This window comes from Curtobacterium sp. MCPF17_001, assembly GCF_003234615.1.
GTDB lineage: Bacteria > Actinomycetota > Actinomycetes > Actinomycetales > Microbacteriaceae > Curtobacterium.
The window spans coordinates 56,076-80,392 of sequence record NZ_QKSL01000007.1; the positions used below are offsets into that span (position 1 = coordinate 56,076).

Sequence of the window (24,317 nt, forward strand, 5' to 3'; positions counted from 1 at the left end):
CAGGAGCCCATCGATGTCCGAAGCCACCCGCACCGTCACCGTCGCCAGCGCGTCCGGCCTGCACGCACGACCCGCGTCGCTGTTCGTCCAGACCGTCACCGCGTCCGGTCACCAGGTCACCATCACCAAGGGTGAGAAGTCGGCCAACGCCGGCAGCATCCTCGGCCTCCTCGGCCTCGGCGTCGAGAACGGCGACGAGGTCGCGCTGACCGTGTCCGGCGACGACGCCGAGACCACCGCGGACAGCCTGGTCGACTTCCTGCAGACGGACCACGACGCCGCCTGACCCGGCCTGTGCGCGACCTGCGCGACCAAGATCGGACGGGAGGCCCGGTACCAGCTGGTACCGGGCCTCCCGTCCGTCGTCGGGTCACCGCTGACGTCCGCGCCGCCGCGTCGGACGCCGCCGATAGGCTGGTCGGCATGACACGCCTGCGCCTCGCGACCGTCAACGTCAACGGCATCCGTGCTGCGTTCCGGAAGGGGATGGGCGACTGGCTCGCCGAGCGCGACGTCGACGTGCTCGCCCTGCAGGAGGTCCGCGCCTCGACCGAGGACCTGACCGGTCTGCTCGGCGACGAGTGGGACGTCGTGCACGACCCGGCGTCGGCGAAGGGCCGCGCCGGTGTCGCCATCGCCTCGCGGCACCGGGCGCACCTGCACCGGGTCGAGCTCGGGGCCGAGGACTTCGACTCCGCCGGCCGCTGGCTGGAGGCCGACTACGAGATCGGCGGACGGACCGTCACGGTCGTCTCCACCTACGTGCACTCGGGCGAGGTCGACACCCCGAAGCAGGACGAGAAGTGGAAGTTCCTCGACGCCATGACCGAGCGGCTGCCCGCGCTCCGCGCGCACAACCCGCTCGCCGTCGTCGTCGGTGACCTCAACGTCGGCCACGACCAGCGGGACATCAAGAACTGGAAGGGCAACGTCAAGCGCGCCGGCTTCCTGCCGCGCGAGCGTGCCTACTTCAGCCGGTTCTTCGGCGCCGACGGCGAACCGGTCGAGGGTGCCGACGGCAGCACCGCACCCGGCCTCGGCTGGGTCGACGTCGGCCGTGCCCAGGCCGGTGACGTCGACGGGCCGTACACGTGGTGGTCCTGGCGCGGGCAGGCCTTCGACAACGACTCCGGCTGGCGCATCGACTACCAGGTCGCGACGCCCGAACTCGCCGCGACGGTGACCTCGTACACCGTCGACCGGGCCGCCGCGTACGACCAGCGATGGTCCGACCACGCCCCCGTGGTCGTCGACTACGAACTCTGATCCCCCACTCGCTCCCGAGCACCAGGACTCCCGCATGACCAGCACCCGCATCTTCTCCGGCATCCAGCCCTCGGCCGGGTCCCTCCACCTCGGCAACTACATCGGCGCCCTCATGCAGTGGCGCGACCTGCAGGACGACCACGACGCCGTGTACTGCGTGGTCGACATGCACGCCATCACGTCGCCGCAGGACCCGGCAGCGCTCCGCGAGAACACCCGACGGACCGCGGCGCAGTACATCGCCGCCGGCATCGACCCGACGAAGTCGACGCTCTTCATCCAGTCGCACGTGCCCGCACACGCCCAGCTCGCCTGGGTGCTCAACACCATCACGGGCTTCGGCGAGGCGAGCCGGATGACCCAGTTCAAGGACAAGTCGGCGCGACAGGGTGCCGAGGCGGCCTCGGTCGGGCTGTTCACCTACCCGATGCTGATGGCCGCCGACATCCTGCTCTACGACGCCCAGGTGGTGCCGGTCGGCGACGACCAGCGGCAGCACGTCGAGCTGACCCGGGACCTCGCCGGCCGCTTCAACTCCCGCTTCGGTGACACGTTCGTCGTGCCGGAAGCGCGGATCCTCGGCGACACCGCCCGGATCTACGACCTGCAGGAGCCAACGAGCAAGATGAGCAAGTCGGCGGCGTCGGACAGCGGCCTGGTGCTGCTGCTCGACGAGCCGAAGCGCACCGCGAAGAAGATCCGGTCGGCGGTCACCGACACCGAGCGGGAGATCCGCGCCGACCGGGCCGGGAAGCCCGGTGTCACGAACCTGCTGGCGATCCTCTCCGCGTTCACCCACACCCCGGTCGCCGAGCTCGAGGCCTCGTTCGTCGGCAAGGGCTACGGCGACCTGAAGGGCGAGGTGGCCGACGCGGTCGTCGCCGAGCTCGAGCCGGTCCGCACCCGGACGCTCGAACTCCTCGACGACCCGGCCGAGCTGGACCGCCTGCTCGAGGTCGGCGCCGAGCGGGCCGAGTCGATCGCCGAGGCCACGCTCGCCCGCGTGTACGACGCGATCGGCTTCGTGCCCCGCGCCCACTGATCGACCGTGCTCCCCGTCACGCTCGAGTCGGCACGGGTCCGGCTCGACATGCCGACCCGTGCCGACACGGCCGCCATCACCGAGGCCTGTCAGGACCCGGAGATCGTCCGCTGGACGACGATCCCGCAGCCGTACCGGGCGCAGGACGCGCAGTCCTTCGTCGACGCGCTCGTCGGACCCGGATGGGCGTCCGACCGCGAGTACACCTGGGCGATCCGACGGCAGGGGTCGACCTGGCTCGACGGTGTCATCAGCTACCGGACGGCCCGCCGGGACCTCGGGTTCTGGCTGGCACCGGGCGCCCGTGGGACGGGGCTCGTCTCCGAGGCCGTCGAGCTCGTCGTCGACTGGGCGTTCGCGCAGGGCGCCCCGGACGTGTACTGGGAGTGCTACGTCGGCAACACCGCGTCGGCCGCGGTCGCCCGTCGTGCCGGCTTCACCTACACCGGCAGCGGTGACGCCCTCGTGCCGAATCGCGACGGCTCGCCGGCCCCCGCGTGGAAGGCGCTGCGGCGCGCGGACGGGACGCCCGCGTCCGACCTGCCCTGGCCTCCCGGATCGACGTCGGGGACCGCCGGTAGTCTCGCTCCGTGAGCCACACCGCACCCGACACGGCCCCGGAGCCGAACGGCCTGCCCGCCAGCGACGCCGAGGTCCGCGCGATGCGCCGGGCCCTCGAACTCGCGGCCCGCGGACCGGCCGTCGGCGACCACGCCCGGGTCGGTGCCGTCGTGCTCTCCCCCGACGGCGACGTCCTCGGCGAGGGCTGGCACCGCGGTGCGGGCACCCCGCACGCCGAGGTCGACGCGATGCGGAAGGTCGACCCGGCGCGGCTCCGTGGCGCGACCGCGGTGGTCACCCTCGAACCGTGCGACCACGTCGGCCGGACCGGGCCGTGCTCCGTCGCCCTCATCGAAGCCGGCGTCGCGCGGGTCGTGTACGCCGTCGACGATCCCGGTCCCGCCGCCCACGGTGGCGCGGATCGGCTGCGAGCCGCCGGCGTCGACGTGGTGCCGGACGTCCTCGCCGACCAGGCCGAGGCGTTCCTCGAGCGCTGGCTGCTCTCGGTCCGGCTCGGACGCCCCTGGGTGACCGTGAAGTGGGCCGCCAGCCTGGACGGTCGCGCCGCCGCGGCCGACGGCACCAGCCGGTGGATCACCGGCGCCGCCGCCCGCCAGCACGTGCACGAGCAGCGCGCCGCACACGACGCCGTCCTGGTCGGCACCGGCACCGCCCTGGCCGACGACCCCAGCCTGACCGCACGCGGGGACGCCGGGGAGTTCCTCGCCGACCAGCCGCTGCCCGTCGTCCTCGGCGACCGGGCCCTGCCCGCGGACGCCGCCCTGCACCGCCACCCCCGCGGGGTCGTCACGATCCCCGGACACGACCTCGACGCCGCGCTCCGCTCGCTCCGTCAGCGGGGCGTCCACAGTGTCCTCGTCGAGGGCGGACCCACCGTGGCGTCCGCGTTCATCGCCGCCGGACTGGCCGACGAACTGCTCGTGTACCTGGCCCCGGTGCTCCTCGGCGGACCCCGCGTCGCACTCGGGGACATCGGCGTGGGAAGTATCCACGCTGCGCGGATGTTGCGTGTACTGTCAACGTCCAGCCTCGGCCCCGACCTGCTGGTCCGCGCCCGCACGGTCCCCCGACAGCCTGACGGCACGGAGCCCGACGGCGCGGTCGACGGGGCCCCCACCGACCGGAGCACCACATGACCGACGCACTGACCTCCGCCACTCCCGGGAGCCCGGTGTCGTTCGAGGTCTCCACGAACGTCCCGACCACGCACGGCCTCTTCGAGATGCGCGCCTACCGCGACCTCGTGACGAGCGCGGAACACGTCGCCGTGATCGCGAAGACCCCGGACGGCCAGGCCCCCTCGGACGGCGCACTCGTGCGGGTGCACTCCGAGTGCCTGACCGGTGAGGCCTTCGGTTCGCTGAAGTGCGAGTGCGGCCCGCAGCTCGACGCCGCGCTCGACACCATCGCCGCCGAGGGCGGGGTCGTCGTCTACCTTCGGGGCCACGAGGGTCGCGGCATCGGCCTCATCAACAAGCTCAAGGCCTACCGCCTCCAGGAGGACGGGCTCGACACGCTCGACGCGAACCTCGCGCTCGGCCTGCCCGCCGACTCCCGGGAGTACGGCGGCGCCGCCGGGATCCTCGCCGACCTCGGCATCACCCGCGTGCGGCTGCTCTCGAACAACCCCGAGAAGCGCCGACAGCTGGTGGAGCACGGCATCACGGTGGACTCCCTCGTGCCGCTGGTCGTCGGGATCTCCGCGCAGAACGCCGGGTACCTGGACACCAAGCGCGACCGCATGGGCCACACGCTGCCCTCGCACCTCGGTACCGGCGCGAGCAACTGACCGACGCGAGCAACTGACCGGCCCGGCAACCGTCCGACCGGGCGAACTGACGGCCAGCTCAGGGTCGATTCGCAGCTGCCCGACATCCGTCGTACACTGAGGGCCCCGTCACGAGCGGGACCACCACCTCCGAACGCACCCGACCCGGTGCCCGCGCCACCCCGCGCGAACCGTGTCGCCAGTCCGCCGTCCGGTCACCGCAGCGCTCCTCGAACGCGCGCGCACCTCGAAGGTCCTCACACGCATGTCCGCCGCCCCGGCCACCCCGACGCCCGCCACGAAGACGAACCCGCGCTCGCGCGTCGTCATCGCGAGCCTCGTCGGCACCTCCATCGAGTTCTACGACTTCTACGTCTACGCGACCGCCGCCGTCCTCGTCTTCCCCACCCTGTTCTTCCCGAACGAGGACCCGACGGCGTCGCAGCTGTCCTCGTTCGTGACGTTCGCGCTGGCGTTCTTCGCCCGACCGGTCGGGTCGATCCTGTTCGGTCACTTCGGCGACCGCGTCGGCCGGAAGACCACCCTCGTCGCCTCCCTGCTCGTGATGGGCACCGCGACGTTCCTCATCGGCTGCCTGCCGACCTTCGGCTCGGTCGGGGTCCTGGCGCCCGTGCTCCTGGCCGTCCTCCGCTTCGCCCAGGGCGTCGGTCTCGGCGGCGAGTGGTCCGGCGCGGCACTGCTCGCGACCGAGAACGCCCCCGAGGGCAAGCGCGGCGTGTTCGGCTCGATGCCGCAGCTCGGCGCCCCGATCGGCTTCCTGCTCGCCAACGGCCTGTTCATCATCATCAACGCGGCGCTGCCTGCCGGCGCCGACGGCACCCCGAACGCCGACTTCCAGGCGTGGGGATGGCGCATCCCGTTCCTGGTGTCCTCCGTGCTCGTCCTCATCGGGCTCTACGTGCGCTTCCGTCTGGTCGAGTCCACCGTGTTCCGCGGCGTCCAGGAGTCCGGCTCGGTCGCGAAGGTCCCGCTCGGCCGGGTGTTCCGCACCTCGTGGCGCGCGGTCGTCGTCGGCACCTTCGGCATGGTCGCGACCTACGTGCTCTTCTACTTCATGACGACCTTCACGCTGAACTACGGCACCGCGGGCGACACCGCGTCGAAGCTCGTCCCGAAGATCGGGCTCGGGTACTCGCGCGGCGAGTTCCTGTCACTGCTCATGATCGGCGTCGTCTTCTTCGGCATCTGCACGCCGATCGCGGGGCTGCTCGCCGACCGGTTCGGACGTCGCCGCACGCTCATCCCGACAACCATCGGCATCGCGCTCTTCGGCCTGACGTTCCAGTTCTGGTTCGCGGCGGCTCACGGACCGATCACCGTGGTCACGTTCCTGATCGTCGGCCTGTCGCTGATGGGGCTCACGTTCGGTCCGATGGGCGCGCTGCTGCCGGAGCTGTTCCCGACCAACGTCCGGTACACCGGCTCCGCACTGGCGTACAACGTCGCGTCGATCCTCGGTGCCTCGCTCGCGCCGACCATCGCCCTCAAGCTGTGGCAGCCGGACGGGAACATCTTCCTCGTCGGCCTCTACCTGACCATCGCGGCGGTCGTGACGCTGGTCGCGCTGTTCCTCGTCCGCGAGACCCGCGGGAGCGACCTCGCGGACACGGTCGACGACCAGCGGGCCGTGGAGCGCGTCGCCCCGTAGCGCGAGTGCACCTCCGCGAGCACCTGACGGACGGGAGGCTCCCCACCACACCGGTGGGGAGCCTCCCGTCCGTCTGTCGGTCCCGCGGTGAGAGAATCGACGCACGATGAGCAACCCGTTCGCACGCCCGAAGAAGACCGACGGGCCCCGCGCCACCTTCGGTCGCCTGCTGTCCTACCTGTTCGAGAACAAGCCGGCGATGGTCGTCATCATCGTGCTGAGCATCCTCGGGGCAGGTGCGTCCCTGGCGCAGCCGCTGCTCGTGAACCAGGTCGTGACCGCCGTCCAACAGGGCACCGGCATGTCGGCGCTGGTGTGGGCGCTCGTCGTCCTGGTGCTCGTCGCCGGCGTCCTGAACGGTGTCCAGCACTTCCTGCTGCAGCGTGCCGGCGAAGGCGTCGTGCTCTCCACCCGACGCAAGCTCATCGCACGGATCCTCAACCTGCCGATCTCGGAGTTCGACGTCCGACGCACCGGTGACCTGGTGTCCCGCGTCGGCAGCGACACCACGCTGCTCCGGGCCGTCCTGACGCAGGGGCTCATCGAGTCCATCGGCGGCGCGCTCACCTTCGCCGGCGCGGTCATCGCGATGGCGATCATCGACCCGCTGCTCCTCGTCGTGGTGATCGTCATCGTCATCGTCGCGGTGGTCGTCGTCGGTGGCCTCAGCCGGCGCATCCGGGTCGCCTCGAAGGCCGCGCAGGAGAAGGTCGGCGACCTCACCGCCGCGGTCGAGCGCGGCATCGGCGCCGTCCGCACCATCCGTGCCGCGGGTGCCACGGCGCGCGAGGTCAGCGAGGTCGACCAGCACGCGACGGAGGCCTACCAGCGCGGGCTCGTCATCGCCCGGATGTCGGCGTTCGTGGTGCCGGTCGCGAGCATCGTCATGCAGGTCGCGTTCATCGCCGTGCTCGGCATCGGCGGCGCGCAGGTCGCGGCGGGGACGATCACGATCGCGACGCTCATCACGTTCATCCTGCTGCTCTTCATGATGATCATGCCGCTCGGTCAGGCCCTCGGCGCGGTCGTCGCCGTGGCGCAGGCGCTCGGCGCCCTCGGCCGCATCGAGGAGGTCCTGCACCTGCCGACCGAGGACCAGGACGACGCCGCGGTCCGGCCGGCCGCCGCGATCGCCACGGACGACGCGATCACGTTCGAGCACGTCACCTTCCGGTACGCGGTGTCCCCGGACGCGGTCGGCACGGACGGGGCCGAAGGAGCGGGCGACGTCAGTGCCGCGCCGCCGAGCGCCGAGGACGACCAGGTGGTGCTGCGCGACGTGTCGTTCAGCGTCCCACGCGGCTCCCGTGTCGCGCTGGTCGGTCCGTCCGGTGCCGGCAAGTCGACGACGCTGGCGCTCATCGAGCGGTTCTACGACCCGACCGACGGCGTCATCCGTCTTGGTGGCCTGGACGTCCGCGGCCTCGACCGCGGCGAACTCCGGGCGCAGATCGGGTACGTCGAACAGGACGCCCCCGTGCTGGCCGGCACGATCCGCGCGAACCTGCTGCTCGGGTCGCCGGACGCGTCCGAGTCCGAGTGCGTCCGGGTGCTCGAGGCCGTGAACCTCGGCGACGTGCTGCACCGCGACCCCCGCGGCCTCGACGCACAGGTCGGTGAGGACGGCGTGATGCTCTCCGGCGGGGAACGGCAGCGCCTGGCCATCGCGCGGGCCCTGCTCGCCGCTCCCCCGATCCTCCTGCTCGACGAGTCGACGTCCTCACTCGACGGCGTGAACGAGCAGAAGATGCGCCTGGCGATCGACGCCGTCGCCGAGGACCGCACCCTGCTCGTCATCGCCCACCGACTGTCCACCGTGGTGGACTCCGACGTCATCGTCGTGCTCGAGCACGGCCGCGTCGTCGGTGTCGGCACCCACTCCGAACTCGTGCAGAGCACCCCGCTCTACCGCGACCTGGCGAAGCACCAGCTCCTCGTCTGAGGCCCTCCCGCCGGGGCCTCAGACGGCGAAGGGGTCCGGCGTCAGGACGTAGACCGTCTCCAGGTACTCCTCGAGGCCCTCGTGCGAGCCCTCGCGGCCGAGACCGGAGGCCTTCACACCGCCGAACGGGAACGCCGCGTTGGACACGACCCCCGTGTTCCATCCGAGCATCCCCGTCTCGAGCCGTTCGGCCAGGCGCTGCCCACGGCGCATGTCCTCGGTGAACGCGTAGGCGACGAGGCCGTACTCCGTGTCGTTGGCGAGGCGGATGCCGTCCTCCTCCGTCGCGAAGCGCGTGATCGACACGACCGGTCCGAAGATCTCGGTGGTCAGGATGTCCGAGCCGGGCTGGACGTCGTCCAGGAGCGTCGGAGCGTAGAACGTGCCCTCGCGCTCGACCCGCACCCCACCGGTGACGAGACGTGCGCCGCGATCGACCGCGTCGTCCACGAGCCCCGCGGCCTTGTCGACCGCGCGAGAGTCGATGAGCGGACCGATGTCCGTACCGTCCTCGGTGCCCCGACCGATGCGCAGCGTGTCGATCCGCTCGGTGAGTGCCGCGGTGAACGCGTCCGCGATGCCCTCCTGCACGAAGAAGCGGTTGGCCGCGGTGCAGGCCTCGCCGACGTTGCGGAACTTCGCCTGCATCGCGGCGTCCACCGCCCGGTCGAGGTCGGCGTCGTCGAACACCAGGAGCGGAGCGTTGCCCCCGAGCTCCATGCTCGTCTTCAGGACGTTGTCGGCCGCCTGCTTGAGCAGCGCCGAACCAACCGGGGTCGAGCCGGTGAAGGTGAGCTTCCGCAGCCGGCGGTCGGCGATGACCGGCGCGGACAGGGCCTTCGCGTCCGAGGCCGGCACCACGTTGAGGACACCGTCCGGCAGCCCGGCACGACGGAACAGCTCGACCAGGTACAGCGTGGTCAGCGGGGTGAGGTCGGCGGGCTTCAGCACCACCGTGCACCCGGCGGCCAGCGCCGGTGCGATCTTCCGGGTGGCCATCGCCAGCGGGAAGTTCCACGGCGTGATCGCGTAGACGGGGCCGACCGGACGCTTGAGGACGATGCCGCGACCGGTGCCCTCCGGGTTCGTGCGGTAGTCGCCACCGATGCGCACGGCTTCCTCCGAGAACCAGCGGAGGAACTCGGCGCCGTAGACCACCTCGCCGCGGGACTCTGCGAGCGGCTTGCCCATCTCGAGCGTCATGATCGCGGCGATGTCGTCGGCGTGCTCGTGCACGAGGTCGAACGTGCGTCGGAGCAGGTCGGAGCGGCGCCGGGGTGCGGTCGCCGCCCACTCGGCCTGTGCGGCGACGGCGGAGTCGAGTGCGGCGACGCCGTCCTCCGGGGTGGCGTCCGCGACGCTCGCGAGGACCGCGCCGGTGGAGGGGTCGCGGACGTTGAAGGTCGCACCGCCGCTCGCGGGACGCCAGGAGCCGCCGATGAAGAGGCCGGTGGGCACGTCGGGGACGCTGACGTGCTCGTCACCGACCGTGGTGCTGGTGGCGGTCGTGGTGCTGGTCGTCTGCTCGTCGGTCACAGGACCGCTCCTCCCGGGCGCTGACGCCCCTCGTCCATGTCGCTGTGCCCGGTGTGCCCGCCCTCGTCGCGGACCTCCTCGAGCGCGGCGTCGCTGCTGGCCGGGTCGATGCCCACGACGAGGTCCTCGTAGACGAAGACGTCGAGGCCCGCGTGCACCCCGTCGAGCGCGGACGCCCGGACGCAGTGGTCGGTCGCGATGCCGACGATGTCGACGGCGTGGACCTCGCGGTCGAAGAAGACGTCGACGAGGTCGGCCCCGGCTTCGGTCGTGCCCTCGAACGCCGAGTAGGCCGGCTCACCCTGCCCCTTGCGGACGTGGACGTCGACGAAGGACAGGTCGAGGGCCGGGTGGTACTCGGCACCCGGCGTGTCGGCGACGCAGTGCGGCGGCCACGTCGTCCGGAAGTCCGGTCCGTCCGCGCTGTCCGCGCTGTCGGTCACGGCGAAGTGTCCGCCGTTGTCCCCCGTGGCGTCGTGCCAGTCCCGGGAGGCGACGACGAGGTCGTACTCGTCCGCATGCCGACGGAGGAACGCGGTGATCCGCTCGGCGAGTGCCGCCCCTCCGTCGACCGCGAGCGCGCCGCCCTCGGTGAAGTCGTTCTGGACGTCGGTGATGAGCAGTGCCCTGGCCATGCACCCATCCAACACCCGTCGGGTCAGGACCCGGTGAGCGAGCCTCCGCATCGGTAGACCGCGGCCGTGACCGCGTCGAGTGCCGGGAGCGCGGCGGCCCGAGGCGACCCGATGGCGTAGAACGCGAACGTCAACTTCGTGCCGTCGGCAGCGTCGATGTAGCCGCCGAGGGTGTTCGCGCTGTCGATCCACCCGGTCTTCGCGTGCACCTTGCCACGCGCCACGGCGTTCGCGCCGGTGAACCGACTCGAGAGCGTGCCGGACACGCCGGCCACCGGCAGGACCTGCGCGAGTGTCCCGAGCCCCTTGTCACCCCGGGTCACCGGGACCATGAGGTGCGCGACGAACGAGGGCGAGACCGCGTTCGACGCACTCTCGCCGGAGCCGTCGACGATGCGGATGCCGGACGGGTCCACGCCGTACCCGCGGAGGGCACTGCTGTAGACACCGGTCAGTGACGCCGCGGTGCCACCGGCGCCGGCCTGCTTCGACGACACCCGCGCGAGCATCTCGGCGAGGGTGTTGTCCGAGTTCGGGATCATCTGCCCGATCAGCGTCGACACCGGCTGGGACTGCACCTGCGCGATCGTGTTCTGCGAGGTCGTCGCCCGCTGCGTCACCTGGGCGGTCGACGCTCCGACGACGCCGGCGTTCGCGAGGGCCGTCCGGAAGGCCACACCGGCCCGGCCGATCGGGTCCTCGGAGCGGGGCGAGGTCGCGGCCGCCGGGTTCGCGCGGTCGCCGTCGACCATCAGCGCGGTGACGTTCGGCTGGTACCCGATGGTCCGCTCGCTGACGGGCCAGGTCGGGTCCCAGGCGTCGGATGCGCTCCACCAGGTGCCGTCGGCGACGATCGTCGTCACCGGCGTGCCGCCGAGCCGCGCCTTCACCTGCTGGGCGAGTTGCGCGAGGCTCGGCGCCCCCGGGTAGACCGTGCCGTTGCCTGCCGTCAGGGTCGCGTCGCCGTGTCCGACGAGGGCGATCGTGCCACCACCCTCGTCGGTGACGGTCGTCGGGATGGTGTGCCCGGCACCGAGGACCGCCAGCGCGGTCGCGCTCGTCAGGGTCTTCATCACGCTGCCGGTCTGCGCCGGCGTCCCACCGTCGCGCGAGAACAGCTCTTCCCCGGTGGCCGCGTTCATGACGTAGCCCTCGAAGCGACCGAGCCCACTCGCGGAGGCTGCGCCAGCGACCGAGCAGGTGCGGGCGGCGGCCTTCGCCGACGCGGTCGGTGTCGGGGTCGCAGTCGGTCCCGCAGTCGGCGTCGCCGTCCGGGCTGCCGTCGGTGTCCGGGTGGCGAACGGCGTCCGGGAGGCGCTGGCCGACCCGGTCGCGCTGGGCTGGTCCGCCGTCGCCGCGTTCACCGCGACCACACCGCCGGAGGCGACCGCGAGGACGACGACGAGCCCACCGACTCCCCACGGCACCGGCTTCCGGCGGACGGAGGCGCGCAGGGCTGCGACGGAACGGTGGACGGGGCCGCCGGTGGGCGGCTGGGGTGACTGCTCGGACATCCAGGCGATCCTACGAGACGCGGGTCCGTGCCTCCAGGCCCACCGTCGTCAGTCGACGGGCTGCGGGGGTGTTCAGAGCGCGGGATCGGCCGGGTACTCGACGCCGACCTGCCGGCGGGCCTCGTCCATCACGGCCATGATCGCGACCGTGTGGTCGATGTGCGTGGTGCTGTCTGCCGGCACCCCGGCCGTGATCGCGGCCTCGAAGCCACGGGCCTCGTGGTTGTAGCCGGCGAGTTCCTCGCGCCCGTCGAACTCCTCCACGATCGCACCGTCGGCGTCCCGGATGCGCCAGGTGGTCGGCGTGCACCACGTCGGGTCGAGGTCGATACGCCCCTCGGTGCCGACGATCGACGCACTGTTCGGGCTGCGCAGGTCCAGGGCGAAGTGCACCGTCGACTGCGCCCCACCCGGATGGGTCATCACGATGCCCATCTGCGTGTCGACTCCCTGGTCGCTGAGGGTGCCGGACGCTGCGACCGCGGTCGGGACGCCGAGCACGTCGACCGCGAACGACACGGGGTAGACGCCGAGGTCGAGCAGCGCGCCACCGCCGAGAGCCGGGTCGTTGAGCCGGTGCCGCGGATCGGTCGGCAGCGCCTGGTGGTGCGTCGCCTGCACCAGTCGGGGAGTGCCGATGCGTCCCTCGGCGAGCACCCGCCGCATCATCGCGGTCTGCGGAAGGAAGCGGGTCCACATCGCCTCCATCACGAGCACACCGCGGTCGTGCGCGGCGTCGCGGACCCGTCGGGCCTCCTCCGCGGTGATCGTGAAGGCCTTCTCGACCAGGACGTGCTTGCCGGCGGCGATCGCGAGCAGGGCGTCCTCGGCGTGGCGGGAGTGCGGCGTCGCCACGTAGACCGCGTCGACCTCGTCGTCCGCCACCAGTGCGGCGTAGTCACCGTGCGCGTGCGGGATGTCGTGTTCGTCCGCGAAGGCCCGCGCGGACTCGTCGGTCCGTGAGCCGATCGCGGTGAACACCACCCCCGCGGCACTGCAGTCGCGGACGAAGGACCGGGCGATGCCGCCGGTCCCGAGTACTCCCCATCGGATGGCCATGCGTCGTGTCTACCACCGCTCCCGCGCAGGTCGTCGCGAGATCGTCCCCTGTGGACAGGCCAGCTGTCCACAGGGCTCGTGCAGCGGTGTCAGGACCGCCGGAGTACCGTGCGGGTCACCAGCCGACCGACTGGAGGCCCGACACCGGAACGCAGGACGGGCCTCCAGTCAGACGCACTGGTGGGCATGCGCGTAGGGGCGCGCACCGACGCGAGGAGGCGCCGTGACCGGACCGGAACCGTGGTGGACGGGAGCCGTCGTCTACCAGGTGTACCCGCGGAGCTTCGCCGACGGCAACGGCGACGGCGTCGGCGACCTCGCCGGGCTGCGGCAGCACCTGGACCACATCGCCGACCTCGGCGTGGACGTCGTCTGGCTGTCGCCGGTCTACCGGTCGCCCCAGGCCGACAACGGGTACGACATCGCCGACTACGAGGACATCGACCCGTTGTTCGGCACCATCGACGAGTTCGACGCGCTGCTGGTCGAGGTGCACCGGCGCGGCATGAAGCTCGTCATGGACCTCGTCGTCAACCACTCCAGCGACCAACACCCCTGGTTCCGCGCAGCCCTGCAGTCCCGCACCTGCCCGAAGCACGACTGGTACATCTGGCGCGACCCCGTCGACGGCCACGAGCCGAACGGGTGGCGTGCCGCCTTCGGCGGACCCGCCTGGTCGTGGGACCCCGGCACCGGTCAGTACTACCTGCACATGTTCACGCCGCAGCAGCCGGACCTGAACTGGGAGAACCCGGACCTCCGCGCCGCGGTCTACGACATGATGAACCGCTGGCTGGACCGCGGTGTCGACGGCTTCCGGATGGACGTCATCAACCACATCGCCAAGGACGACGACGCCCTCTCCGGTGACAGCGACGCGTACGTCATGCAGCCGCGCATCCACGAGCACCTGCAGGAGATGCACGAGCGCGTCTTCGCCGGTCGGGAGGCCCTGCTCACCGTCGGCGAGATGCCCGGTGTCACCGTGGAGGACGCGGCACTCTTCACCGACCCGGAACGCCACGAGCTCGACATGGTGTTCCAGTTCGAACACGTCGGCCTCGACCACGCACCGTCGTCGAAGTTCACCCGGAACGAGACCGACCTGCCGGAGTTGAAGCGCTCACTGGCGCGCTGGCAGACCGGGCTCGAGGACCGCGGGTGGAACTCGCTGTACCTGTCGAACCACGACCAGCCGCGGCCGGTGTCGCGGTTCGGGGCGGCGGCCTCCGGCGGCGACCCCTTCGCGTTCCGGTACGAGTCGGCCACGCTGCTCGCCACCGTGCTGCACCTGCACCGCGGGACCCCGTACGTGTACCAGGGCGACGAGATCGGCATGGTGAACGCGGCCTTCACCACCATCGACCAGTACCGGGACATCGAGTCGCACAACTGGTTCCGCGGCGCCGTCGGCCGCGGCATGCCGGAGTCCGAGGCGCTCGAGGCCCTCGCCTTCCGCAGCCGCGACAACGCACGCACGCCGATCCCGTGGGACGACAGCACACCCGCCGGCGGGTTCTCCACCGCCGGACCGTGGATCGGCATGGGGCAGGGATGGCCGCGCGTCACCGTCGCGGGCGACCGGGCAGCCGGGCTGCGCTCGGTGTACGAGCACCACCGTCGACTCATCGATCTCCGACACCGCTCCCGCACCGTGCGACTGGGGACGTTCACACTGCTCGAGGCGGAACACCCGACACTGTGGGCGTTCACGCGGGCCTCGGCGGACACGGGCGAGCCGCCACTCGTCGTGGTCGCGAACCTGTCCGAGGTGGATCTGGAGCTACCGGAGTCGGTCGGGAGGCTCGTGGGGGCGTTCGTCCTGGGGAACCTCGGGGAGCCGCCGGTCGCCGGGACGCTGCGTCCGTGGGAGGCGCGCGTGCACGAGTGCCGGTGACGGGCCTCCCGGGTGGGGCTGGTGGGTTGCCTGGCCTCGTTCGATTGCCTGCACGCCCGTGCGCCTGCCCGGCCGCTCGCCTGCCCGGCCGCTCGCCTGCCCGGCCGCTCGCCTGCCTGGCGGCCCGGGCAACGCAGAACCCCCTCGCTCCGGGAGGAACGAGGGGGTGTCGGAGCCGCCTGTCGGAATCGAACCGACGACCTATTCATTACGAGTGAATCGCTCTACCGACTGAGCTAAGGCGGCGGACGCCCCGGGAATCCGGAGCGGCACGAGAAATCACTGTACAGGATCAGACGAGCGAGCGCGAAACGAGCGCGCCGAGGTCGGCGAAGGACCGCTCGAGTTCATCGACGAGGTGTGCGTCCGCGTCCGACTCGGACCACTCCCACCAGGCGTGACGGAGCGCTGCCATGCCGACGAGTGACGCCAGGCGGGCGCGGCGGCGCACCGCGTCGTCCTCGTCCGACCGAGGCGGACCGCCGTCCCCCGTCGGGTCACCGGTCTCGGGCAGACCGTCCTCGAGCCGCAACCGCTGCTCGACGACCGTCTGGATGCCGGCCTGGAACTCCTTCATCGACGCCATCCGCTGGCTGAAGAGCTCGGGGTTCGCGCGGAGGACCTGCTGTCGCTCCCCGATCAACCCGCGTTCGTCGACGAGTTCGTGCGCCGAGTGCACCAGCAGCGTGCCGAGGTCCGCGAGCAGTTCACCCGTCGGGCCACCGGCGACGAAGGTCTCGACGTCCTCGCCCTGCGGCAGGGTCGGGTCGTCGCCCAGGATCGCCTGCTCCTTGCTCGGGAAGTAGTTGAAGAACGTCCGCGGCGAGACGTCCGCACGGCGGGAGACCTCGTCGACGGTGACCGCGGACAGACCGTGCTCGATCGCGATGCGCAGCGCGGCCTGCTGGATCGCCAGGCGAGTGGCGCGCCGCTTCCGTTCGCGGAGGCCCGGTGCAGCGTCGGTCATGCGCCGATCCTCCCACGCCGAGCATCGCGGACGGCCTGAGAAGCCTGTCGGGATCGCCAGGCCGAGCCACCCCGGCCAGCCGGTCAGCGGACGGCGCGGGCGACCGTGACGAGCAGCGCTTCGAGCGCCAGGAGCGCTGCGACGTTCGCACCGATGCGCTGCCGCGCGGTCGCGATCGCGTCGAGGACCTCGAGTGCGGCCGCGGGCGGGACGGACGGCAACGCCCGCTCGAGCTCGTGACGGATCGCCAGGTTCACCGGCTCGGTGGGAGCGCCGAGTCCGAGCAGCAGCAGGTCGCGGTACAGCGAGGAGACGTCGACGAGGATGCGGTCCAGGCCGTCGCGGAGGCTCCGGGTCGCCCGACGCTTCTGGTCCTCTTCGAGCACCCGGAGCTGGGACCGGAGCGCCGGCGGGACGGTACCGCCCGGTTGGACACCCAGGGACCGGAGTGCTGCATCGCGTTCCTCGGCGTCACGCTCGAGCGTGATCGCCTTGGCGTCCTCGTCCGCCACGGCCAGGAGCGCGGCCGCGGCGTTCACGGCGTCGCCGACGCTGCGGATCGCGAGGACCGTGGTCAGGGTCCGTCGACGACGGTCACGGGCGTCCTCGCTCGTCGCGAGGCGTTGCGCCATGCCGATGTGGCTCTGCGCCTGACGCGCCGCATCGGTGGCGAGGACACGGTCCACGCCGGTCCGGGCCACGATGAGGTCGGCGACCGACTCGATGCCCGGGACACGCAGGCGGACCGAGCGCACGCGCGAGCGGATCGTCGGCAGCAGGTCGGCCTCGCTCGGAGCGCAGAGGATCCACACCGTGCGCTCCGGCGGTTCCTCGAGTGCCTTCAGCAGCAGGTTCGAGGTCCGCTCCGTCATCCGGTCGGCGTCCTCGACGATCATCACGCGGTACCGGCCGACCGAGGGCGAGAAGTGTGACGAGGTCACCAGCTGCCGGATCTCGTCGATCGTGATGATGACGCGCTGGGTGGTGAGCCGGGCGACGTCAGGGTGGGTGCCGGCGGTGATCAGACGCAGCGTGTGGTCGTCGTCGGGGCCGTTGCCGACCAGGGCGGCGGCGAAGGCTGCGGCGACGTTCGAGCGTCCGGAGCCGGGAGGCCCGGTGATCAGCCACGAATGCGTCATGCCACCCGTGCCGTCGGTCGACTCGGCTGCACTCCGCAGCGCAGCCACGGACTCTTCCTGTCCGGTCAGGCCCTCCCACACGCTCACGGGAGGATCCTGCCAGGAGCCACCGACGGGACCGGCCGGTCGTCGGCGCTCCCGCGCGTCGTCTCGATCCGCAGCATCAACCGACCCCGACCAGGCGTGCCACGGCCGAACGGATCCGCTCCTGCACGACGTCGGCCGACTCGGAGGCGTCGACGACGAGGAACCGCTCCGGTTCGGCGCGGGCCATCTCGAGGAAGGCCTGCCGGACGGACTCGTGGAACGTTGCCGCTTCGGACTCGAGGCGGTCGAACACGTCACCGCGGGCGGCCGCGACACGCGCCCGCCCGAGGCTCACGTCGAGGTCGAGCAGCACCGTGAGGTCCGGCGTCATGCCGTCCGCTGCCCAGTTCGACACCGACCGGATCTGCTCGGCGCCCAGGCCGCGGGCCACGCCCTGGTACGCGACCGAGGAGTCGATGTACCGGTCCTGCAGCACGACGTCACCGCGGGCGACGGCGGGCCGGACGACCGTCTCGACGTGGTGTGCACGGTCGGCGGCGTAGAGCAGCGCCTCGGCCCGGGGCGTCACGTGGCCGCGGTCGTGCAGGACGATCTCGCGGATGCGCTGGCCGAGGTCCGTGCCACCGGGTTCCCGGGTCCGGACGACCTGCCGGCCGTGCGCCCCGAGCCACTGCTCGAGGCGCTCGGCCTGCGTGGTCTTGCCCGCGCCGTCACCGCCCTCGAGGGTGATGAACCAGCCGCGGGAGTCGTCCGTGCGCACTGCTCCGTCCGTGCTCACTTCTTCTTCGCGGGGGCGCGTCGGGCCGGTGCCTTCTTCTTGACCGGGCCCTTGGCGCGCTTGTCCGCGAGGAGCTGGACCGCACGCTCGAAGTCCACCGTCTCGACCTCTTCGCCGCGCGGGATCGTGGCGTTCGTCTCGCCGTCGGTGACGTACGGGCCGAAGCGGCCGTCCTTCACCTTGATCGCCTTGCCAGACACCGGGTCGGCGTCGAACTCCTTGAGCGCCGCGCTCGCGGCACGCTTGGCGCCGTACTTCGGCTGCGCGAAGAGCTCGAGGGCACCGGGCAGGTCGACGTCGAAGATCGCGTCCTCGCTCGGCAGGGTCCGGGTGTCCGTGCCCTTCTTGAGGTAGGGCCCGTAGCGACCGTTCTGCGCGGTGATCTCGTCGCCGGACTCCGGGTCCGTCCCGACCGTGCGCGGGAGGTCGAGGAGCTTCAGCGCGGTCTCGAGGTCGACCGACCCCGGGTCCATCGACTTGAAGAGGGAGGCCGTACGCTCCTTCGGGGCCGCTGCCTTCTTGGCCGTGGCCTTCTTCGCGGGCGCCTTCTTCGCGGCGGCGGTCTTCGTGCCGGCGGTCTTCGTGCCGGTCTTCGTCGCGGTCTTCGCGCCCGTCGCCGTGCTCGCTGCCGCCTCTGCAGCCGGTTCTGGTTCAGCCGCCAGGACCTCGCCCGTCGCCGGGTCGACCGACGGCTCGGGCTCCGGCGTGCGCTCGGTCACGTACGGACCGAAGCGGCCGTCCTTCGCCAGGACCTCCTTGCCCGTCTGCGGGTTGATGCCCACCACGCGGTCGCTGACGACCGGCGCCTCGACGAGTTCGCGGGCCTTGTCGAGGGTGAGCTCGTCCGGCGCGATGTCCTCCGGCACGTTGACGCGGCGCGGCTTCTCCGGGTCGTCGCTCGGGGTCTCGATGTAGGGGCCGTACCGACCGATGCGCAGGGTCAGGCCCGGCGCGAGCTCGACCGAGTTGATCTCGCGGGCGTCGATCTCGCCGAGGTTGTCGATGACCGTGCGGAGTCCGCGCTGGTCACCGCCACCGAAGTAGAACTCCTTGAGCCAGTCGACACGGTCTTCCTCGCCGCTGGCGATGCGGTCGAGGTCGTTCTCCATCTCGGCCGTGAAGTCGTACTGCACGAGGTCCCCGAAGTAGTCCTCGAGCAGACGCACGACGCTGAACGCGATCCAGTTCGGCACGAGGGCGGTCCCGCGCTGCGTCACGTACCCGCGGTCCATGATCGTGGAGAGGATCGCGGCGTAGGTCGACGGGCGCCCGATCCCGAGCTCTTCGAGCGTCTTGACCAGGCTGGCCTCGGTGTAGCGCGGAGGTGCGGAGGTGTCGTGCCCCTTGGCCGCCACGTCGGAGACGCCGAGGTGGTCGCCTTCGGCCATCTGCGGCAGCTTCGCGTCGTCCGCGGTGTCGCCCGAGGAGCGCTCTTCGTCGCGGCCTTCTTCGTAGGCGTTGAGGAAACCACGGAAGGTGATGACCGTGCCGGACGCCGTGAACTCGACGTCGGTGCCGCTCGCCGTGGACGCCAGGCCCTCGATCGACTCGGTCGACGCGATCCCGAGCACCACGGACGCGGTGGAGCCCTTGGCATCGGCCATCTGCGACGCGACCGTGCGCTTCCAGATGAGGTCGTAGAGACGGAGGTCGTTGCCGCGGAGGACACCCTCCATCTGCGACGGCGTCTTGAACGTGTCGCCGGCGGGGCGGATCGCCTCGTGGGCCTCCTGCGCGTTCTTGCTCTTGCCTGCGTAGGAACGGGGCTTCGCGGGGATCGAGTCCGCGCCGTAGAGCGCGGTCGCCTGCTTGCGTGCCGCGGTGATCGCCTGCTGCGACAGCGACGCGGAGTCGGTACGCATGTAGGTGATGTGGCCGTTCTCGTACAGCGACTGCGCGACGCTCATCGTCTGACGGGCCGAGAAGCGGAGCTTGCGCGCGGCTTCCTGCTGCAGCGTCGACGTGGTGAACGGAGCTGCCGGTCGGCGTGTGTACGGCTTCGACTCGACGCTGCGGACGACGGCGTCGCCGGCGCGGTCGAGGACCGCGGAGAGCGAGCTCGCCGACCCCTCGTCGAGACGGACGACGTCCGCCGTGGTCTGACCACGGTCGTCGAAGTCACGACCGGAGGCCACGCGCTTGCCCTGGATCCGGGCGAGGCGAGCCGTGAAGGCCCCCTCGTCGGACTTCTCGAAGCGCGCCGTCAGGTCCCAGTAGTTCGCCGAGACGAAGGCGAGACGCTCGCGCTCACGGTCGACGACGAGGCGGGTCGCCGCGGACTGGACACGACCGGCGGAGAGGCCCGGCCCGACCTTGCGCCAGAGCACCGGCGAGACCTCGTACCCGTAGAGCCGGTCGAGGATGCGACGGGTCTCCTGGGCGTCGACCAACGCGGTGTCGAGTTCCCGCGTGGCTTCCTGGGCGCGCTGGATGGCTTCCTTGGTGATCTCGTGGAACACCATGCGCTTGACGGGCACCTTGGGCTTCAGCACCTGGAGCAGGTGCCACGCGATGGCCTCGCCCTCGCGGTCCTCATCTGTTGCGAGGTAGAGCTCGTCGGCGTCCTTCAGCGCACGCTTGAGGTCCGCGACGGTCTTCTTCTTCGCATCGGAGACGACGTAGTACGGCTCGAACCCGTTGTCGACGTCCACCGAGAACTTGCCGAGGGAGCCCTTCTTGAGCTCGGCCGGCAGGTTCTTGGGCTCGACGAGGTCACGGATGTGTCCGACAGACGCCTGGACGTCGTATCCGTCACCGAGGTATTGCGCGATCGTCTTCGCCTTCGCGGGGCTCTCGACGATCACGAGCTTCTTCGTGCCTGGCACGTGACTCCTTGATCGATGGTGCTGATCGGCCGACGGACGTCGTGGAAGCGTCCGGGTCGACCGGGAATTCGGTGACCGGCGGGCCGACAGGCACACCATACACACTCCGGTGGGGATGGCCGGTGGAGCCGGAGCGAGTCCGCCGCACGTGGCTGGACCGCGCGGGCGGCCCACGGCGCGTCGGCTGGCCGTCGCCGCAGCAGGCCGTGGGCCGGCCACGGCGACGGCGTGGGCGGACAGCAGGCCACCGCCGGCAGCCACCTCGACCCGGGCGACCACCCCGTCCACACCGCAGGCGACGAGGACGGCTCCGTTGGCCCGAGCGAGGCGTCCAGCAGCACGGCAGGGCGGGTCCGACACCAGCCCGATGGCCGACGCCGCCGCGGCGAGCGCCGCCGCGTCCGCCGCTCCCCGGGCACGAGCGGCCCCGACCCGGTGACCGGCCGCGCCGAGGAGCGAGCCCGTCACGAGGACGACCACCGCGAGGACGGCCGCGAGCGCCACCGTGGCGGATCCCTGCTCACCAGCCCGCAGGGTGCTGGCCCGCAGCGTGCTGGACCGCGCGTTCCTGGACCGCAGGCCGCCGCGGTGGCCCCCCGTCGCGGTCCGGATCGGTCCGGTCGCGTCAGGACCGGTCACCGGTGTCGGCCTCGTCCACGGCGCAGCCGCTCCCCTGCAGCACGACATCCGAGAACGGCCCCGTGCCGGCCGGTCGTCCGGCACGGACGCAGACCAGGCCCCCCGCTCGTTCGACACGGACCGTGCCGGCGTCGGCGCGCTCGAGGGCCTGCCGTGCAGCCGGGTCGTCACCGCGCGCGAGGGCCCGGGCAGCGACGGCGGCGGCGGTCTGCAGCCGCCCCTGCCCGTCGACGGCCATCACCCCGGCGATCGCCGCAGCCAAGACCACGGCGAAGACCGGCAGGGCGAGGGCGAACTCGACCGTCACCGATCCGCGGTCACGGCCGTCGTCCTGGTGCTGGTTCCGGCGGTGGTCCTGGTGCTCGTCCCGGTCGTGGCTGACGCGTCGTTCCCCTTGCATGGTGTGAGCGCCGTCTGGTTCATGGTGTGAGCGCCGTCCGGACGAGGTCCGTGAGGATCGCCTGCACCTCACCGGACCGCATGACCGCGACGAGGACGCCGGCGAAGGCCACCGCCGCCAGGATGACGACGGCGTACTCGGCGGTGGCGGATCCCCGGTCATCGGACCACCGGCCCGGCGGCCGTGGGCTCGGCGACGGATGCCGTCCGAGCCGCTGTGCTCGTCCAGCCGACGGTGTGTCCGGGGCAGCGTCGGGGTGTCCTTCCTGCATGGCGTCGTTCCTCTCTCTCCTGGCACCGGTCGATCCGGTGCTCGTGATCGGCCCCGCGCGACGTGCGTTCGCGCGGGGACGTGCATCCACCTTCGGCGGACGCGCCCTTCGGCAGGCGCCAGCCGACGGGTCCGTGCAGAGTTCAACGGAGGCCTGTGGATGTGGAGGAGAGGATGCCGAGCACGACGGGCACCACCCCGACCGACACGAACGCCGGCAGCACGCAGACGCCGAGCGGCAGCACCAGTCGCACCCCGAGTCGTTCGGCACGCACCAGGCCCTCGGCGGCTGCATCGGCACGACGGTCGACGGCGCCGGCACGCAGGAGACCGGCCGCCGGGACCCCCGCGTGGTCGGCCAGGGCGAGGGTCTCGACCAGGCACTCCCGGTCCGCGTCGGGCCAGGCCCGGTCGCCGTAGACCGCTTCGACGGTGTGCGCCGCGTCGGTCCACGCGCCGCCTCCGGACAGCGCGACGGCCCAGACCTCGAGCAGGAGGCCGGGTGCCGGTCCGCTGTCGGAGGCCTCGGCAAGCAGGTGGCGGCTCCACCGCGCGGCCACGACCACGAGGGCCACAGCGACGAGGATGCAGCACCACCCGACCGACGTCCCGGTGAGCACCCCGACGGTGTCGACGCCCCATGCCGAACCGAGCAGCACGCCGAACGCCGGGAGCGCCAGGACCACCCTGGCGCTCGCCCGTGGCCCGGCCGTCGCCGTACGGATCGCTCGTTCCGCCGCAGCCCGGTCCCGCAACGACCCCGCGAGCGCCCGCAGTGCGGGCACGACGGGCGCTCCTGTCCGTGCCGCCACGGCGAGCACTCCGTCGATCTCCGGACGACCTCCGGACGACACCGTGCGCGCTCCCTGCCCGGATCCGGCCACGAGTGCCACGGCCCGGGACGGCGGGACGCCGGCGGACACGAGCACGGCGACCCGGTCCAACGCCCGCGCCGCGGCGAGCGCGTCGTCCGTCCGCGTCACGCTCCGCGGGTCCGTCGATGTGCTCCGCCGGCGGCACGGGGACCGCGGATCGCCGAGCCGACCGGACCGGGGCCACCCGCGATCACGCTGTCTCCCCGCTCGCTGTCGCCGTCGCCACCCGCACCAGCTGCCCCCGGGGGACCCGCCGGCACCGCGCGAGCCCGTCGCGCCCGTTCCCGGCCGGGCATCCCCAGTCCCCCGGATGCCCCGATCGAGAACGGCATGACCTCGAGCCGTCCCTGCCGGTCCACCCCCAAGCGCCCCACCTCGGCGAGCCGCCGCACGCCGTTCCGACGCTCCACGTGCAGGACGAGGTCGAACGCACTCGCCGCCTGCCGCGCGAGCGACTCCGGGGTGAGACCGGCGAGCGCCCCGAGCGCCTCGAGCCGCGCCGGGACGTCGCCGACCCCGTTCGCGTGGACCGTCCCCGCTCCCCCGTCGTGCCCGGTGTTGAGTGCCGACGTGAGTTCCCGGATCTCGGCGCCCCGACACTCCCCCACGACGATCCGGTCGGGCCGCATCCGCAGCGCTTCCCGGAGGAGTCGTTCGGTGCCGAGCGCGCCGGCACCCTCGGCGTTGGCCTGTCGTGCTTCGAGCGCGACGACGTGGGGGTGGTCGATCCGGAGTTCGGCGACGTCCTCCACCGTGACGATCCGCTCGTCGGTCGGGACCAGGCCGAGCATCGCCGCGAGCAGGGTCGTCTTGCCACTGCCGGTCGCTCCGGTGACCAGGACGTTCCGTCGTTCCTGCACGGCGCGGTCGACCACGGTCCGCGGGACCCGCTCGAAGAACCCGCCGCCGACGAGCCGGTCGATGCTCGGCAGCGCGTCCTGTGGCAGCCGGATCGAGATCGCCGTGCCGCGGACGCTCACCGGAGCGAGGACCGCGTGGACGCGGATGCCGTCGCCGTGTCGGACGTCCGCACACGGCGTGGTCTCGTCGATGTGCCGACCGCCGCGGGCCACGAGGGAACGGGCGAGGTCGCGAGCCCGAGTCTCCGACAGGACGAGTCCGCCGACCGCGGTGAGGCCCGTCCCGCGGTCGGTCCACACCCCGCGTCCCCCGAGCACCAGGACGTCGGTGACACGGTCGTCGGCGACGAGGGGCGCGAGCTCCTCGAAGTCGACGAGTGACGCAGCCTGCCGCTGGTGGTCCGGTCGTGGTGTGCCGGGCAGGAACGGTGCGCGATGCCGGTGCATGTCGAGGACGGTACGGGCGTGGTCGACGGCGGGCGGGCCTCCAGACCGGGTCGGTGGAGAACGCATCCGGCGGGCCCGATCGTGCCGGACTTGTACCCCGATCTCGTCGGCCGTACCCCGTCGCATGCAGCACGCTGCGGAGCCTCCGACGGTCGGCCA

At 72.0% G+C, this 24,317-nt stretch carries 20 protein-coding genes, 1 tRNA gene and 1 pseudogene; 9 read left to right on the top strand and 13 right to left on the bottom strand.

Features of this window, described 5'->3' with window-relative positions; all coding sequences use genetic code 11:
* Window positions 1-13: 13 nt before the first annotated feature.
* From DEJ24_RS08420 to DEJ24_RS08455, 8 genes and pseudogenes are all read left to right on the top strand, one after another.
* Window positions 14-286: an HPr family phosphocarrier protein gene (locus DEJ24_RS08420; protein ID WP_110902694.1), complete on the top strand. Its 273-nt coding sequence runs from the start codon at window positions 14-16 to the stop codon at window positions 284-286.
* A 137-nt stretch (window positions 287-423) separates the two neighbouring features.
* A complete protein-coding gene (locus DEJ24_RS08425; RefSeq protein WP_111078244.1) occupies window positions 424-1,266 on the top strand; it encodes an exodeoxyribonuclease III in 843 nt (280 codons plus the stop codon).
* A 34-nt stretch (window positions 1,267-1,300) separates the two neighbouring features.
* Complete coding sequence (trpS, locus tag DEJ24_RS08430; RefSeq protein WP_111078245.1) at window positions 1,301-2,308, top strand: tryptophan--tRNA ligase; 1,008 nt, start codon at window positions 1,301-1,303, stop codon at window positions 2,306-2,308.
* A 6-nt stretch (window positions 2,309-2,314) separates the two neighbouring features.
* Window positions 2,315-2,902 carry a GNAT family N-acetyltransferase gene (locus DEJ24_RS08435; protein ID WP_111078246.1) on the top strand — a complete coding sequence of 196 codons (588 nt, stop codon included), beginning with the start codon at window positions 2,315-2,317 and terminating at the stop codon, window positions 2,900-2,902.
* A 68-nt stretch (window positions 2,903-2,970) separates the two neighbouring features.
* Window positions 2,971-4,026: a bifunctional diaminohydroxyphosphoribosylaminopyrimidine deaminase/5-amino-6-(5-phosphoribosylamino)uracil reductase RibD gene (ribD, locus tag DEJ24_RS08440; RefSeq protein ID WP_111078322.1), complete on the top strand. Its 1,056-nt coding sequence runs from the start codon at window positions 2,971-2,973 to the stop codon at window positions 4,024-4,026.
* 29 nt (window positions 4,027-4,055) lie between these two features.
* Window positions 4,056-4,679, top strand: a pseudogene (ribA, locus tag DEJ24_RS08445) (GTP cyclohydrolase II); the annotation flags it as partial.
* Between the two features lie 244 nt (window positions 4,680-4,923).
* Window positions 4,924-6,327 carry an MFS transporter gene (locus DEJ24_RS08450; protein ID WP_111078323.1) on the top strand — a complete coding sequence of 468 codons (1,404 nt, stop codon included), beginning with the start codon at window positions 4,924-4,926 and terminating at the stop codon, window positions 6,325-6,327.
* 106 nt (window positions 6,328-6,433) lie between these two features.
* Window positions 6,434-8,269, top strand: coding sequence for an ABC transporter ATP-binding protein (locus DEJ24_RS08455; RefSeq protein ID WP_111078247.1), 1,836 nt, complete (start codon window positions 6,434-6,436; stop codon window positions 8,267-8,269).
* Window positions 8,270-8,287: 18 nt separating this feature from the next.
* Here DEJ24_RS08455 and DEJ24_RS08460 read toward each other — a convergent pair whose 3' ends face one another.
* The 4 genes from DEJ24_RS08460 to DEJ24_RS08475 form a co-directional block, all read right to left on the bottom strand.
* Window positions 8,288-9,727: an NAD-dependent succinate-semialdehyde dehydrogenase gene (locus tag DEJ24_RS08460; RefSeq protein WP_111078324.1), complete on the bottom strand. Its 1,440-nt coding sequence runs from the start codon at window positions 9,725-9,727 to the stop codon at window positions 8,288-8,290.
* 74 nt (window positions 9,728-9,801) lie between these two features.
* Window positions 9,802-10,440: an isochorismatase family protein gene (locus DEJ24_RS08465; RefSeq protein ID WP_111078248.1), complete on the bottom strand. Its 639-nt coding sequence runs from the start codon at window positions 10,438-10,440 to the stop codon at window positions 9,802-9,804.
* 23 nt (window positions 10,441-10,463) lie between these two features.
* Window positions 10,464-11,954 carry a D-alanyl-D-alanine carboxypeptidase/D-alanyl-D-alanine-endopeptidase gene (gene dacB / locus DEJ24_RS08470; protein ID WP_111078249.1) on the bottom strand — a complete coding sequence of 497 codons (1,491 nt, stop codon included), beginning with the start codon at window positions 11,952-11,954 and terminating at the stop codon, window positions 10,464-10,466.
* A gap of 72 nt (window positions 11,955-12,026) precedes the next feature.
* Window positions 12,027-13,013 carry a Gfo/Idh/MocA family protein gene (locus tag DEJ24_RS08475; RefSeq protein WP_111078250.1) on the bottom strand — a complete coding sequence of 329 codons (987 nt, stop codon included), beginning with the start codon at window positions 13,011-13,013 and terminating at the stop codon, window positions 12,027-12,029.
* Window positions 13,014-13,236: 223 nt separating this feature from the next.
* Between DEJ24_RS08475 and DEJ24_RS08480 the strand changes: the two genes are divergently transcribed.
* Window positions 13,237-14,910 (top strand): alpha-glucosidase, encoded by a 1,674-nt coding sequence (locus DEJ24_RS08480; protein ID WP_111078251.1) that lies wholly within the window; start codon window positions 13,237-13,239, stop codon window positions 14,908-14,910.
* A gap of 173 nt (window positions 14,911-15,083) precedes the next feature.
* On the opposite strand, the gene DEJ24_RS08485 is transcribed toward DEJ24_RS08480, so the two are convergent.
* From DEJ24_RS08485 to DEJ24_RS08525, 9 genes are all read right to left on the bottom strand, one after another.
* A tRNA-Thr gene (locus DEJ24_RS08485) sits at window positions 15,084-15,156 on the bottom strand.
* 46 nt (window positions 15,157-15,202) lie between these two features.
* Entirely contained in the window at window positions 15,203-15,877 is a 675-nt protein-coding gene (locus DEJ24_RS16585; protein ID WP_146245964.1) for a TetR/AcrR family transcriptional regulator, read from the bottom strand.
* Window positions 15,878-15,960: 83 nt separating this feature from the next.
* Window positions 15,961-17,103, bottom strand: coding sequence for a DNA polymerase III subunit delta' (locus DEJ24_RS08495; protein ID WP_111078252.1), 1,143 nt, complete (start codon window positions 17,101-17,103; stop codon window positions 15,961-15,963).
* 76 nt (window positions 17,104-17,179) lie between these two features.
* Window positions 17,180-17,824: a dTMP kinase gene (tmk, locus tag DEJ24_RS08500; protein WP_111078253.1), complete on the bottom strand. Its 645-nt coding sequence runs from the start codon at window positions 17,822-17,824 to the stop codon at window positions 17,180-17,182.
* A gap of 14 nt (window positions 17,825-17,838) precedes the next feature.
* Window positions 17,839-20,667 carry a type I DNA topoisomerase gene (gene topA / locus DEJ24_RS08505; RefSeq protein ID WP_111078254.1) on the bottom strand — a complete coding sequence of 943 codons (2,829 nt, stop codon included), beginning with the start codon at window positions 20,665-20,667 and terminating at the stop codon, window positions 17,839-17,841.
* 625 nt (window positions 20,668-21,292) lie between these two features.
* A complete protein-coding gene (locus DEJ24_RS08510) occupies window positions 21,293-21,706 on the bottom strand; it encodes a TadE family protein (RefSeq protein WP_111078325.1) in 414 nt (137 codons plus the stop codon).
* A gap of 19 nt (window positions 21,707-21,725) precedes the next feature.
* Window positions 21,726-21,977, bottom strand: a complete 252-nt coding sequence (locus DEJ24_RS08515) for a DUF4244 domain-containing protein (protein ID WP_111078255.1) — start codon at window positions 21,975-21,977, stop codon at window positions 21,726-21,728.
* Window positions 21,978-22,119: 142 nt separating this feature from the next.
* Window positions 22,120-22,959, bottom strand: coding sequence for a type II secretion system F family protein (locus DEJ24_RS16875; protein ID WP_181432896.1), 840 nt, complete (start codon window positions 22,957-22,959; stop codon window positions 22,120-22,122).
* Window positions 22,956-24,158 (bottom strand): TadA family conjugal transfer-associated ATPase, encoded by a 1,203-nt coding sequence (locus DEJ24_RS08525; RefSeq protein WP_111078256.1) that lies wholly within the window; start codon window positions 24,156-24,158, stop codon window positions 22,956-22,958. Before DEJ24_RS08525 ends, DEJ24_RS16875 begins: the two co-directional genes overlap by 4 nt.
* Window positions 24,159-24,317: the final 159 nt, after the last annotated feature.

Bases quoted from the DNA above. Each gene is read 5' to 3' on its own strand.
- DEJ24_RS08420 (WP_110902694.1), top strand. From the start codon at position 14: ATGTCCGAAGCCACCCGCACCGTCACCGTCGCCAGCGCGTCCGGCCTG.
- DEJ24_RS08425 (WP_111078244.1), top strand. From the start codon at position 424: ATGACACGCCTGCGCCTCGCGACCGTCAACGTCAACGGCATCCGTGCT.
- trpS (WP_111078245.1), top strand. From the start codon at position 1,301: ATGACCAGCACCCGCATCTTCTCCGGCATCCAGCCCTCGGCCGGGTCC.
- ribD (WP_111078322.1), top strand. From the start codon at position 2,971: ATGCGCCGGGCCCTCGAACTCGCGGCCCGCGGACCGGCCGTCGGCGAC.
- DEJ24_RS08450 (WP_111078323.1), top strand. From the start codon at position 4,924: ATGTCCGCCGCCCCGGCCACCCCGACGCCCGCCACGAAGACGAACCCG.
- DEJ24_RS08455 (WP_111078247.1), top strand. From the start codon at position 6,434: ATGAGCAACCCGTTCGCACGCCCGAAGAAGACCGACGGGCCCCGCGCC.
- DEJ24_RS08465 (WP_111078248.1), bottom strand. From the start codon at position 10,440: ATGGCCAGGGCACTGCTCATCACCGACGTCCAGAACGACTTCACCGAG.
- dacB (WP_111078249.1), bottom strand. From the start codon at position 11,954: ATGTCCGAGCAGTCACCCCAGCCGCCCACCGGCGGCCCCGTCCACCGT.
- DEJ24_RS08475 (WP_111078250.1), bottom strand. From the start codon at position 13,013: ATGGCCATCCGATGGGGAGTACTCGGGACCGGCGGCATCGCCCGGTCC.
- DEJ24_RS16585 (WP_146245964.1), bottom strand. From the start codon at position 15,877: ATGACCGACGCTGCACCGGGCCTCCGCGAACGGAAGCGGCGCGCCACT.
- DEJ24_RS08510 (WP_111078325.1), bottom strand. From the start codon at position 21,706: ATGCAAGGGGAACGACGCGTCAGCCACGACCGGGACGAGCACCAGGAC.
- DEJ24_RS08515 (WP_111078255.1), bottom strand. From the start codon at position 21,977: ATGCAGGAAGGACACCCCGACGCTGCCCCGGACACACCGTCGGCTGGA.
- DEJ24_RS08525 (WP_111078256.1), bottom strand. From the start codon at position 24,158: ATGCACCGGCATCGCGCACCGTTCCTGCCCGGCACACCACGACCGGAC.